At 37.1% G+C, this 13,412-nt stretch carries 14 protein-coding genes; 1 reads left to right on the top strand and 13 read right to left on the bottom strand.

Annotation, left to right across the window (positions count from 1 at the left end):
• Positions 1-2: 2 nt before the first annotated feature.
• The 12 genes from ACY8D0_RS09885 to ACY8D0_RS09830 form a co-directional block, all read right to left on the bottom strand.
• Complete coding sequence (locus ACY8D0_RS09885; protein ID WP_462410345.1) at positions 3-1,241, bottom strand: glycosyltransferase; 1,239 nt, start codon at positions 1,239-1,241, stop codon at positions 3-5.
• 78 nt (positions 1,242-1,319) lie between these two features.
• Entirely contained in the window at positions 1,320-2,195 is an 876-nt protein-coding gene (locus tag ACY8D0_RS09880; protein ID WP_462410344.1) for a polysaccharide pyruvyl transferase family protein, read from the bottom strand.
• A gap of 60 nt (positions 2,196-2,255) precedes the next feature.
• Positions 2,256-3,368 carry a glycosyltransferase family 4 protein gene (locus ACY8D0_RS09875; RefSeq protein ID WP_462410343.1) on the bottom strand — a complete coding sequence of 371 codons (1,113 nt, stop codon included), beginning with the start codon at positions 3,366-3,368 and terminating at the stop codon, positions 2,256-2,258.
• Positions 3,369-3,431: 63 nt separating this feature from the next.
• Complete coding sequence (locus tag ACY8D0_RS09870; RefSeq protein WP_462410342.1) at positions 3,432-4,643, bottom strand: glycosyltransferase family 4 protein; 1,212 nt, start codon at positions 4,641-4,643, stop codon at positions 3,432-3,434.
• Between the two features lie 2 nt (positions 4,644-4,645).
• Positions 4,646-5,470 (bottom strand): WecB/TagA/CpsF family glycosyltransferase, encoded by an 825-nt coding sequence (locus tag ACY8D0_RS09865; RefSeq protein WP_462410341.1) that lies wholly within the window; start codon positions 5,468-5,470, stop codon positions 4,646-4,648.
• A 149-nt stretch (positions 5,471-5,619) separates the two neighbouring features.
• Positions 5,620-6,699, bottom strand: coding sequence for a GDP-mannose 4,6-dehydratase (gene gmd / locus ACY8D0_RS09860; protein ID WP_462410340.1), 1,080 nt, complete (start codon positions 6,697-6,699; stop codon positions 5,620-5,622).
• An 18-nt stretch (positions 6,700-6,717) separates the two neighbouring features.
• Positions 6,718-7,659: a GDP-L-fucose synthase gene (fcl, locus tag ACY8D0_RS09855; protein WP_462410339.1), complete on the bottom strand. Its 942-nt coding sequence runs from the start codon at positions 7,657-7,659 to the stop codon at positions 6,718-6,720.
• Positions 7,660-7,679: 20 nt separating this feature from the next.
• Positions 7,680-8,357, bottom strand: a complete 678-nt coding sequence (locus ACY8D0_RS09850) for a sugar transferase (protein WP_462410338.1) — start codon at positions 8,355-8,357, stop codon at positions 7,680-7,682.
• A gap of 19 nt (positions 8,358-8,376) precedes the next feature.
• Positions 8,377-9,270, bottom strand: coding sequence for a UTP--glucose-1-phosphate uridylyltransferase GalU (gene galU / locus ACY8D0_RS09845; protein WP_462410337.1), 894 nt, complete (start codon positions 9,268-9,270; stop codon positions 8,377-8,379).
• Positions 9,271-9,645: 375 nt separating this feature from the next.
• The gene (locus ACY8D0_RS09840) at positions 9,646-10,410 is read right to left on the bottom strand and encodes a tyrosine-protein phosphatase (protein WP_462410336.1); all 765 of its coding nucleotides are present in this window, start codon (positions 10,408-10,410) and stop codon (positions 9,646-9,648) included.
• Positions 10,411-10,517: 107 nt separating this feature from the next.
• Positions 10,518-11,222: a CpsD/CapB family tyrosine-protein kinase gene (locus ACY8D0_RS09835; RefSeq protein WP_462410335.1), complete on the bottom strand. Its 705-nt coding sequence runs from the start codon at positions 11,220-11,222 to the stop codon at positions 10,518-10,520.
• Positions 11,212-11,961 (bottom strand): YveK family protein, encoded by a 750-nt coding sequence (locus ACY8D0_RS09830; protein ID WP_462410334.1) that lies wholly within the window; start codon positions 11,959-11,961, stop codon positions 11,212-11,214. The genes ACY8D0_RS09835 and ACY8D0_RS09830 overlap by 11 nt, the downstream gene beginning before the upstream one ends.
• Before the next feature lie 254 nt (positions 11,962-12,215).
• Between ACY8D0_RS09830 and ACY8D0_RS09825 the strand changes: the two genes are divergently transcribed.
• Complete coding sequence (locus ACY8D0_RS09825; protein WP_462410333.1) at positions 12,216-13,013, top strand: SGNH/GDSL hydrolase family protein; 798 nt, start codon at positions 12,216-12,218, stop codon at positions 13,011-13,013.
• 66 nt (positions 13,014-13,079) lie between these two features.
• Here the strand turns inward: ACY8D0_RS09825 and ACY8D0_RS09820 are convergent, their stop codons facing one another.
• A complete protein-coding gene (locus tag ACY8D0_RS09820; RefSeq protein WP_462410332.1) occupies positions 13,080-13,241 on the bottom strand; it encodes a YwzD family small protein in 162 nt (53 codons plus the stop codon).
• Positions 13,242-13,412: the final 171 nt, after the last annotated feature.

Raw genomic sequence — 13,412 nt, 5'->3', positions numbered from 1 at the left:
GTTCATCCCTCCTTCACTAGATACAAGACATCAGATGCAAATTTTTTATAATTCTTAGTTGCTTGGAAATTTTCCAACCAGAAATTACGTGTAGAGGCACGTAATTGACAATATTCTTCGTCTGATAGTCTAGCAATATTCGCAATTGAAGTAGCTAGCTCTCTATCGGAAAAATCTAAGCTTAACAACGATCCACTTACCTTGTCTACTACAATTTCAGATGTCCCCCCCACATTTGTTGCTATTACTGGTATTCCATAAGAAATTGCCTCCATTATTGACACAGGTAAACCTTCTGAAGAGCTCACGTTAATAAACAAATCAGTAGGTATTTGACTATAAAATTCATATACATCCGAATTTGCCACAGCACCTGTAAAATGAACCTCAGTTCCCTCTAATTCAGCAGATGCTTTATTTTTCAAAATATCAAGGAGCTCTCCACCACCAATGTGGGTCCATGATAATCTGTATCCTTCCTTTTCCAAAAGTTTCAATGCATCAATAATCTTATCCACTCTCTTAATAGGAACCACCCTAGAACAAGATACAATATGCAATCTCTTATTTCTATTCGTTATGCCTTCTCCATGGTCATATGTTCCTAAGTGGGAAGTGATAATCTTATTTGTATAAATGGGGTATTTTTTCTTAAGATGATAACTACCATTATTTGAACATGTAAAAACACGATCAATATTATCTAACAAGAATTCACGGCGAGGCAAATAACCACTTTTGTGATAGTTCTCATAAATATCAAAACCATGGGCCCGAGAGACAGCCTTTACGGGAATACCTATTTCCAAAAAATAGTTTTTTATCTCCACTGTTACACGTGCGCCAATATAAAACCAGTAACTGTAAACATATATTTGATCTTTCTGATTAAACCTGATTTTGCTAAGATGATTTATTATTTTCCTAGCTTGAGCTTTAGCTGCGGATTCAAAATATGCATCCCGAAATTTATGCTTGTATTTCCCATCATATGTCCACATAGTTAAAAGAGCTTTTACGGCACTCATACATTTCCTAATTAAGGTATTCCCTGTTTCGAAAGGTATAGTTGTTACGTTCTCAGCTATAATTGGTCGTGTCTGCTCATCTCCAACTATTGCATCGATTGGGAATATGAAAATTTTATCGAAGCTGCTTGAAATCTCCTGTATCTCGGTTTCTAAGAACGTTTCTCCAGCTCGATATGGGAATTTAGTATCAATTAGTATAAGGTATTTCATATATAATCTCCTGGTAATCTTAATTCTTCTGTCCTCTGTTCAGATACGTAGTTTTCTTTATAGCCAAGTATCCAATCCTTAAAGCTTTTCACTTACAAAACTTGCAAGGGAGTCACGCATAGCTTGTTTTTTACTTTCAACATCCTCAGACTTAATTAGATATTGATCAATTACATCATTCAAACTTGGTATATTCCTTCCATCTTTAATTATATACGCTGAATTTGTAATTCCGAATCCGCTATAGTAATCATCAAATTTATAGCCACTACCTGGAATGGAAGAAACTTGAATCCGCATATTTGGAATATGAAAACTATCAGCAACAACACAACCATGTAAGGAGCTTGAAATAATAATATTACATTTCGCTATATCGTTTATTACTTTAATAGGGTCTTCGCGAAGATTAATAATTTTCACAGACTTATTCATTTTTAAAAACCCATCATAAATTCCGTTCTCTTTAAAAATATGCTCTTCCTTATAATGTGGGATGATACCAAGTTCGTACTCCTTATTTGGCGATTGTTTAAGAAGATCTGATGATAAAATACCACCATCACATAAGACCGGAGAAATTTTTTTTCCTAGGGATTCTTCTATAACGCTCTGTGTAAGAGCACCTCTAACTGCTATGAAATTGACATTATTTCGAATTAGCTTTAATTTTCGTCCCCTGAAATCTTCTAATAAACCTGTTCCCCAAACAGCGTATGGATTTTTATCACCAATACAAGATACCCTTTTCACAGTATCTTTAATAGTATTATTAAGGTTTTGATGCTTCCTACCCCAAATTGCTCCTCCACAACTGCCTATTCCCATTATTTCGAACCGAGAAACCGATTCACAATGTTGTACCTCCCTACCTGTTACCATAGGTACGATATATTCATTTAATAAATCTCCCATATTAGGTAATTTTGCATAGTATAATTTAATAGGTTTCATTAAAGTATCTCCTTTTCGTTCCATCTGCTAATTTTATTAAGTTAATAATTGAACGTTCCTTCAAAGGATGTTTATACGTTTCACAATTTTTTTACTTATGCTGTCCCAATTGAACTGTTGTATTACTCGCTCTCTTGAAAGAATCCCCATATTTTGATTTAAATCTTTCAAACAGTTCGCCATCGCATTGTAGTCGTCGCAAAGAAAACCAGTAACCCCATCTTGTATAATGTAATCCGGACCCGGCGCATGACGTGCTATTACAGGACATCCTTGGTACATTGCTTCCAAAATACTCATACCAAAAATCTCATGTCTATTTAAGTTTATAAAACAATCTGCTGCCTTATAATAAAGATGGATTTCATGATTTGGTATACTCTCAATCAGCTTAAAACGGTCTATTAATCCATACTTTTTAATTTTAAAAAGTAATTGATCCTTTAAACTACCGTTTCCGATAATTGTTAAATAATAATTATCATCTAGATAATGTAATAATTCTGCTATATCCATAGGCTGCTTATATTCTTCCAATCGTCCAACAAAAACCAATATTTTTTTTTCATTGGGTAAACCCAACCTTTTTCTTACTATAATCTTGCTTTCCAATACTTGAGGAATAACATCAATATCAAGACCTACAGGGATAACCTCTATGTTCCTAACACCTTTATCATTTAGTTGTTTTTTGACTTTTGGCGTTTTAACAAAGGTAGGATATTTACTAAAATAACGAATATTTCTTCTCGAAAATAAATTCATAATAAACCTTTTTAAATTATTGTCGCTGTCACTATATATAGTTCCAACATAGTTGTAAAAGTGAATATTATTTCTTTTACAATACTTCATAATATATGGAGCAAATATCTGATTATCACTTTGCAATTGTAATATATTAATATTATATTCGGATAGTATAGAACAGTCGAAGAAACCATGATTAGCAATATTCTTCGCTGGTAGATAAACAATACAAATATTTTCGGATATAATTTCTTCTTTTCTTTCTTTTAGTGATGAATCCAATAAAAATATATAAATATTAAACCCTTGCTTAGATAAACCTTTTGCTAATCCAAGCTCTTGGAGGTTATAGAAACCCTTTTGTCCACTTATTCCACAATATAGACGTAGTATTCCGAAGTTCTTAACATTTTGTTTAGTCATATAAAAAACCTTCACTATAGTTATCTGGATTTTTAATAGTAGCTTTGATCTTGTTTTTCATTCCTATTTTGATGTAGTTTGTATATATTTATAAATTCTTCTTAATATTTGGTAATTAACGTCTGATGAATAATTCAAATCAAACTGTTTTATAGAAGAATCAACCATATCATTAAATTTTTTAATAGTGTTTCTAAGACTTTCTACAGAATTAAATTTAAATTTTAAACCTGTGACTCCATCATTAATAACATTACCTACATTTCCTATATCACTACCTATAACCGGTGTGCCGGTAGATAAGCTTTCTACTATAGTCATTGGGAAGCCTTCATACCATTGTGTTGGCAGAATCAGCGCTTTAGATTGTGCAATTATTTTCTTAACCTCTGTGTTTGGTACATATCCATAGATTTTTACATTATCCAATTCATGCTCTTGTATAAATCTTTTACACCACTCTTCCTCTGGACCAGTGCCACAAATAATCAAGTCCGGGCCCTTAATTTCTTTCCAGGCTTCAAGTAAAAGTCTAATTCCTTTCAATCTATCTAGGCGGCCAGCAAAAATAAACTGATTCTTGCGTTGTTCGTATGGAACACATCTTGTATGGGATATCACAAAATTCGGTTTAATAAATACTTTATTCGGATTAATAATTTGTCTTTTCCCTTTATTTATCATTAACAATTTTTCTTTATTAAACTCAGTCAAACAGATAAAGTTTAGCTTTTTATAGGTGCCTAATAATCTATGAATTTTTAATGTAATAACACTTGCAAAAGATTGAAGGCGGCTTCCTCGATAACATCTAAACTTTACTGCACAATTTAGCCCCTTACTTACACACAGCTCACAAATTTGACCATTGCCTGTGTGATCTTCACGATAGAACGTTGCAGCAGGACAAAGTAACCGAAAGTTATGAATAGTTTGAATTACAGGGGTTTTACATGCAAAAGCCGCATAGTAAACAGAAGGGGAAATCAAACTCAGTGTATTATGAACCTGAACAACATCTATGTTTTGCTGTTTTATTATTTTCTTGACTTCTCTATACGTTTTTAAAGAAAAAACTGTTGTAAGTGGTAAGCACAGTTTTTGTAACAAACTCATCTCATGTAACTCTGAATTTTTACGACTATAAAGAATTACCTCATGTCCTCGGTCTTCAAGTAACCGTTTTTCATTTGCAACTACTGTATCTTCTCCACCAGGGATTTGATAATAGTTGTGAACAATTAAAATCTTTGGTTTTAATAATCTTTTCTCCATTCTCATTTACCTCTTATCATTGCTAGCCAAATAAACTTTGTGTTAGTGTATAAATATCTCTCAAATAATCTCCTTGGTTCTTGGATTAACCTAAATAGCCACTCCAAATTATACTTCTGCATCCAAAGTGGGGCTCTATCAATATTCCCGGCAAAGTAATCAAATCCGGCACCAACACCAATCATTAATCCAGCAATTCTTCCCTGATGTTCCTTCATCCATCTTTCTTGCTTTGGTGCACCTAGTCCAATCCACACAAAGTCAGGTTGAGCCTCATTAATCAGGTTTACAATTTCCTCATCTTCGCTATCATTCATCGGTCGAAAGGGTGGACTATAGAGTCCCACAATATCAATTCCTGGAAAGGAAGAAGTTAACTCATTAAAAAGTTTCTTTAAAGTGTCTTCAGTCGAACCATAGAAATAGTGACGATAGCCTTCCTTTACTGAAATCTTGAACAATTCTTCCATCAAATTAGGACCGGCTGTTCTGCTCATATTCTTATACCCTCGTTTACGTCCCACTGAGCTAAGTGGACCACCATCTGGAATAGCCATAATCCCACCATTCTGAATTTCACAGTATTCCTTATCCTCGTAAGATGTAACAGTGGTGTGGACATTGGATACACATATATAATTTCCAGCCAGAAGGTTACCAGAATTATTTTTTACATTTTTCTTAATAAAATCGAGAAGCCACTCCATATTTACTGCAGCAACTTCGACTCCAAGGATATTACAGGTAGGTATTAAAGACTTATTTACCTGACTCTTGAAAATAGAGTTTGTATACCCTGTACCATTTGTGTTACCTTTTTTTTTCATGCTTTTTCACCTGTCTATTTCTTTATCAATTATTATCCAGTTTTATAAACAGCAAACCCACTAATGAGGAACATTAGTCAAACGCACATTTGTAAATGAACAAAAAAGACAGAAGTGAATAATAAATATATGTCACTTCTGCCTTAGGATTAATCAAATATCTTCTTTATACGCTCTTCTTTTGACACTTTGTTCATATCAGCCTCAACCATTATACGTACTAAATCATGGAATGGAGTTTTGGTTGGATTCCAACCTAATAGAGTCTTTGATTTTGTAGGGTCCCCTAATAACTGTTCTACTTCTGCAGGACGGAAGAAATGCGGATCAACCTCAATAATGACTTCACCTGTAGATTTATTAATACCCTTTTCATCTACACCCTGACCTGTCCAACCGACCTCAATACCTACATGTTTAAATGCAATTTCGGCAAATTCACGAACAGTGTGCATTTCCCCAGTTGCAATAACAAAGTCTTCTGGCTTATTATGCTGAAGAATCAACCACATACATTCAACGTAGTCCTTCGCGTAACCCCAATCACGAAGAGAATCAAGGTTCCCTAACATTAACTTCTTTTGTTTACCCAGAGCAATGCGAGCAGCAGCAAGTGTAATTTTACGAGTTACAAATGTTTCTCCACGACGTTCTGACTCATGATTAAATAAAATCCCGTTTACCGCAAACATATTGTAAGATTCACGATAGTTCTTTGTAATCCAGTAACCATAAATCTTTGCTACACCATATGGAGAACGCGGATAAAATGCTGTTGTTTCTTTTTGTGGAACTTCCTGAACCTTACCAAATAGTTCAGATGTTGAAGCTTGATATACACGCGTTTTTTCCGTTAAACCTAAAATACGGACAGCTTCAAGGATATTCAGAGTTCCTTTAGCATCAACATCTAATGTATAACCAGGCATATCAAAAGAAACACGAACATGAGATTGTGCAGCTAGATTATAAATTTCATCAGGTTGAATCTCACCAATTATTTTTGTAATGTTTAAAGCATCGGTCACATCACCGTAATGAAGATGGAAGTTGATATTGTTTAATAATGCATTAGCATCTTCTTCAGTAAGAATGTCTTCTAAACGTTCTTGATTATAAGAAGAACTGCGACGGATAATTCCGTGCACCTCATACCCTTTTTCTAATAAAAACTCTGCTAAATAAGAACCGTCTTGTCCAGTTACACCAGTAATTAAAGCTTTTTTCATTTTTTCCTCCGTTGTATGTTAGTTTACTTTTGTAAGTTCATTTTCTAAGTACCAATGGTAGGCTTTCGTTAATCCTTCTTCTAGAGAGGTAGTAGCTTTCCATCCCAAAGAGTTAAGCTTGGATACATCTACTAGTTTTCTTGGTGTTCCATCTGGTTTTGAGGTATCAAACTGGATGTGTCCATTGTAGCCCACAACTTCTTTAATCTTTTCAGCTAGCTCTTTAATTGGCAGGTCATCACCAACACCAATATTCACAATTTCATTACCGGAATAGTTATTAATTAGGTAAACGCAAGCATCCGCTAAGTCATCTGAATATAAGAACTCGCGTAATGGTGTACCTGTTCCCCAAACTTCAACGAAAGGAGCATTGGTTTCCTTTGCTTCATGGAACTTACGAATTAGTGCTGGCAACACATGTGATGTATGCAAATCATAGTTATCATTTGGTCCATATAAGTTGGTCGGCATGACCGAAATATATTCTGTACCATATTGACGATTATACGATTGGCACATTTTTATTCCGGCAATTTTCGCAATGGCGTATGCGTCATTAGTTGGCTCTAATTCACCAGTTAATAAGTACTCTTCCTTTAAAGGCTGTGGTGCCATTTTAGGATAGATACAAGTACTTCCTAAGAACAAAAGCTTCTTAACATCATTTCGATAAGCAGCATCAATGATATTTGTTTGAATTAATAGGTTATCACGAATGAAGTCAGCTGGATATTCATTGTTGGCTACAATCCCACCAACTTTGGCAGCTGCAAGAAAAACATATTCAGGCTTCTCTTCTTCAAAGAAGAAGTCTACGGATTGTTTATCTCTTAGGTCTAATTCTTTACTTGGCCTATATACTAAGTTAGTATATCCTTTTTCTTCTAATTTTCTAACGATAGCAGAGCCAACAAGACCACGATGGCCGGCTACATATATTTTGGAGTCTTTGTTCATGATTTAAATTTACCTCTTTTCTAGAATGCATTCTTGGACCCGAATAATACGAGGACCGTTTTGAAAATAATTTTAATATCAAACAGAAATGAGCGTTGGCGTATGTATTGGAGGTCCATATCGACCATTTCCTTAAACCCAACACTGTTTCTTGCGCTTACCTGCCAAAGGCCGGTGCAACCCGGGGTGACCATTAATCGCTGTTTATCATATTCTGAATACTCAGCAACTTCTCTAGGAAGCGGCGGACGAGGACCCACCAAGCTCATATCGCCCTTTAACACATTGAATAGTTGGGGTAGTTCATCAATGCTCGTCTTCCTGATAAACTTTCCCACTTTCGTAATCCGTGGATCATCTTTCATTTTAAACATTGCACCGCTTACCTCATTATATTTTAATAATTCAGCCAGCTTTTCCTCAGCATTTGAAACCATTGAACGGAATTTGTACATCTTGAATTCCTTGCCATTTAACCCAACACGCTTTTGCGCGAAGAAAACCTTCCCTTTAGGATCTTCAATCTTGATTAAGATGCCAATAATAAGCAAAAGAAGACTTAACAGGATGATTCCGCAGGAGGCGCCGATCATATCAATTAATCTTTTAGAGAATAAATAGATCTTTCCGTTATTCACCGGAATACTTACTTTTTCTTTTTCTAAATACACAGCCTCTTGATTGGCAAACTCTGACACCCTCGACCCTTCCCTCTCTCTATACAGTTACTTTTTCTTTTTCTAAAGAAGATACTAGATTGCTAAGGTATTCCAGCATCTCGTCATGAAGGTCTTCGTGCTGCAGGGCAAACTCAATGGTTGTTTTAACAAAACCGAATTTCTCTCCTACGTCATACCGTGTTCCTTCAAAGTCGTAGGCAAACACACGTTGAATTTGGTTTAATTGGTGGATTGCATCCGTTAATTGAATCTCTCCACCAGCTCCTGTCTCTTGACGGTCTAAGAACCGGAAAATCTCAGGTGTCAATACATAACGGCCCATAATCGCAAGATTGGAAGGAGCCGTTCCTGCCTTTGGCTTCTCCACAAAGTTTTGCACTTGATATCGGCGTCCTTCTCGGGAAGAAGGGTCAATAATTCCGTAACGATGTGTTTCGTTATCAGGAACTTGTTGTACTCCAATTACAGAAGAAAAGGTTTCTTCATATTGGTTAATCAGCTGCCGTAAGCATGGTGTGTCACTTTGGACAATGTCATCACCCAGCAGGACAGCAAACGGTTCATCACCAATAAAGTTGCGGGCACACCAAACTGCATGTCCAAGCCCTTTTGGTTCTTTTTGACGGATATAATGGATATCTGCCAGATTGGTAGAGTATTGTACCTTATCCAACAGATCATATTTACCTTTTTCTAGTAGATTTCTTTCTAGTTCCGGCGCAAAGTCAAAGTGATCCTCGATTGACCGTTTCCCTTTACCTGTCACAATAATAATATCCTCAATACCGGAGGCAATCGCTTCTTCTACAATGTATTGAATCGTCGGCTTGTCCACAATTGGCAGCATCTCTTTCGGCATCGCTTTAGTTGCGGGTAAAAACCTTGTCCCGAGGCCTGCTGCCGGGATGATTGCTTTTCTTACTTTTTTCAACGTTAGCCCCCCTATAATTTCTTTCGTTTTTCTAAATAATGTGGCAAAAAAATAAATACCTAATGGAATTGCAAGTGCTTTCACACTTATTCTTTCATTAAGTATTTATCTTTGTTAATTAAATGGGCATCTAACCCACCCTCACATCATGCTCTTGACGACATGCGTCTAAGGTCTTGTTTCTTAAGACCCACAGCATGACCGAGTGCCCCCATTGATAACGGACAGGGAAGCCTCGCCGATCAGGTTTCTTGCAGCCTGATAGATGTATAGTTGTCAGTCTATTATTCTTAAGCTGTCACTATTTATGCTTGAATACTGCAACTATCATGCCCTTGAGGCAATAACATTACTGTTTGATTGAAGGCTGGTTATCTAGAAAATTTTATACCATTTCTTCTTTTGTATCTGATCGGGTGATTCTTTATGCACATACTGGCCTCTAATTACCAACTCTGCATTTTCTGTTAATAAGTAAACCAGATCATTTCCGTAATTTGATTGGATAGTATCAAAAGCCTGTCTCATTCTAAATTGACGGCTGGCCAGATTATGGGCATCCGAAGCGATAAAATGAGTGAGATTTGCTTCAATAAGCTGCAAGGTAAAATTCTTAATCTTTTTTCCGAAATCCCCGCATATACTCGCGGCGGTCGCTTGGGTGAATGCGCCTTTTTTCACAAGCTGATAGAGAATCTCGGGTCGTTCTATAATTTCTTGATTTCTCTCTGGATGGACGATGATGGGGATTAGTCCGTTCATCTGCAAATCATAAAACAACTGCTCCGTGTATCTCGGAACATGGCTTGAAGAAAATTCAACCAACACATATTGGGTGCCATTGATTGGTTGAATCTCCCCCGCATCATACCCTTGCAGCATTTCACCGTAAATACGGGTTTCCTGCCCAGGTAAAATCTTTAAATCTATTTGTTCGTTCTGTAATGCCTGATTTAAACCTTCTACTCTGCTAATAATAGTCTGCTTTGGGTTTTCATACTGATTATTTAAGTGGTGCGGTGTTGCCACAATCGTATGAATCCCTTGTTCGACTGCTTGGCGGGCCATTTCGATACTTTCCGACAAGTCTTTTGCCCCATCATCAACCCCAGGCAATATATGACAATGTAAATCGATCAAAAGCCCCACTCTTTCCATAAAATTGTCAATTTCTATTACATCTCCCATGGTATCACTGACAAAATATCCAGTAAAGGGGAAAATTTGTCGAATTGTGTCAAATGCGGTTATTTTGTACCATAATAGTAGTAATAATCGCTCTTTTCAACCTCTCGGTGGTTTAAAACCACTCCCAAAAGCTTGCTTTTGGCTCCTTGCAACAGTTCCTTACCTTTTTTGGCTTGTTCCACTTCTGTCTTTTCGCTGTATATCACTAGAATCGAACCATCCACTAGATTGGCTAATATTTGCGGGTCCGCAACAGCCAGTAACGGCGGTGTGTCAAAAATAATATAATCAAAGTATTCTTTAGCCTCTTCAATGAACTGTTCCATTGACTTAGAACTTAACAGTTCAGCCGGATTCGGCGGTATCGGGCCGCTAGTAAGGATGAATAAATCTTGTTCTTCGGTTTCAAGGATTGTTTTCTCAAGTGTTTTCTGTTTCGTCAATACATTGGTAAATCCAAATAAATTATTCACACCAAATGTATGATGGACCGTCGGTTTGCGCAGGTCAGCATCGACAAGCAGTACCTTTTTCCCAAGCTGGGAGAAGGTCACTGCCAAGTTGGAAGCCGTTGTCGACTTCCCTTCTCCAGGTCCGGATGAAGTGACCATAATTGCTCTCATTTCACTATCTACTGAAGAAAACTGAATGTTGGTACGAATCGTCCGGTACTGTTCAGAAATCGGTGACTTAGGTGCGAGTGCCGTAATCAGTTTTCTGCTAGGGTCGGTTGATTGGGATTTTCTTTTTTTTCTAAGAGCCAAGGGTCTCACCTCTTATTGCTGATTTTCTCGCGGCGTGGCGTGCTTTTAACTCTTCCATTTTATCATCGTCAATTTGCGAGATTACCCCTAGAATAGGCAATTCCAGTTGTTTTTCGATATCTTGTTCGTTTTTAATGGTGTTGTCCAAGTACTCCAGCAAGAATGCCAGGCCTACACCAGCCATTAAACCGACCACTATTGCAATTGCTACATTCAATAAAGGTCTCGGCTTGATTGGGGATGAATTGGCAGGCACATCAGCCCATGCCAACACGCTTACATTATTCACGTTCATGATTTGAACAATTTGTTGTTTAAATACTTCCGCTGTTTTATTGGCAATGGTTGCAGCTGTTTTTGGATCCGGGTCCTGTACGGAGACGTTGACGACTTGGGAATCCTTTTCACTGCCAACTGTGATCTTTCCATTTAATTCCGAAGTGGTCATATTCAAATCAAGTTCCTCTGCCACTTTATCCAAGATGGCCGGACTTTTAATAATCACGTTATAGGTATTAATGAGTTGAAGGTTTGTTTGCACTTCATTTGTGCTGTATAAAGATTGGTCATTTTTTGTCTGGTTTACGAGTATTTGCGTAGAAGCTTGATAGATTGGGGTTAAGAAAAAGTAACTGACCACGCCACTCACGATGGCCGCTATAAGGGTTATCGACACGATTAAAGATAATCGTTTTTTCAGGGTCTCGAACAACTCTTTCAAACTAATAGTCTCTTCCATTTCGTCCTCCTGGGTACATAGATACAAAACATTTATAATTATAACACAATTTGTCGTCTTAGTACGAATACTGTCTAATAAAATCACTACAATAATTATTAAACTACTTTTTTTGACAAAATTGAAGGGCTTATCCCCACATGGTGGATATTACCTTATGTCTAAAGATACATGAAGAAACTAGTGAATTTGGCATTATTTTCTGATAACATTTGCTATAATAGATGTGCAAAAGTTTATGGGGGTCTTAATACATGCATAAAATTCTAACCGTGTTACTCGGCATCGTTTTTATATTTGTTGTGATTTTCGGGCAAGTCCATTGGAAACAGCAGATCGCCTCATCATCCAGCAGCGTGACAGATGCTGTTAAACAGGTGTCGGAAGCTACAGAAGATCAAGACAAACAAGCTGAAACCAGCCATGCTGACTTGCTTAAGTATACTTTAAACTGGCCAGCTGAAGCATTGGTAATTTTTAAGCAGGCTTTGGAAAAGAAACGTCCTTACAAGATTTTGTTCGTCGGTAACGACGCTTTTGGAACAGAGACCACTGGCGCTTATCCGGCGGTGAAACAGAAGTTGGTGGACACGTTTGGCGAGGGTACTGTTCAGGTGTCTATTAGAACCTATAAAACTACTTCTACCCAGGTTTTGAGCAGCGGCAAGCAAAATGAAGTGGCCGCTGATGCTGCCGATATGATTATTTTGGAACCCTTTATATTAAGAAACAACGGGTTTCTCAAAATCGACAAGACTATTCAAGACATGACGAAGATGATCGAAGCGATACATACGAAAAATCCTAAGGCAGTGGTGATGCTGCAGCCCTCCCATCCGCTGTACCAAGCGAAGAATTATCCAAAAGAGGTAGCGGAGTTAAAGAAATACGCCGAGGAAAATCAAATCCCATATCTTGACCATTGGGCCTCTTGGCCAGATCCTAATACTGTTGCTATCAAAGAATACTTAACCGCCGATCAGAGTGCCCCGAGCGACAAAGGGTATCAGGTGTGGAGCGATTATCTTATTAAATATTTGGTTAGCGAATAAGCGGGCTTGCCCGCTTATTTTTTTGCATGTAAAAAGCTGCCGAAATGGTTTCGGGCAGCTTGTGATTTATATATCATTTACCACCAGTTGCTGGAGGTCTATTTTTAAATATTCAATTAATTGTTGAACGGTCATCTCCGTTTCCGTCGAACCTTTTTCATATGCTTTTCTTAAAATCTCTGAAAAATCGACTTCTTCCGAGTGATTTCTCTGGGACAATTGTTCCACTTCCTTCCATTCTCCTCTCTCACGTCCTTCTATAGTAATAGATTCATAATTTTTTGTAAATATCTTTCCAGCTAGAATTTGTTACAAAGTTAGTAATTGTCGGAATTTGTTGGGAGTGTGGCTTGGAATTGAGGACTTACAATTTTATACACTTTTCTTTACTATTTTCCT

Source organism: Neobacillus camarae (assembly GCF_054950115.1).
Note: the sequence above shows the minus strand (reverse complement) of the source record. Positions and strands in the feature narration are given on the sequence as shown.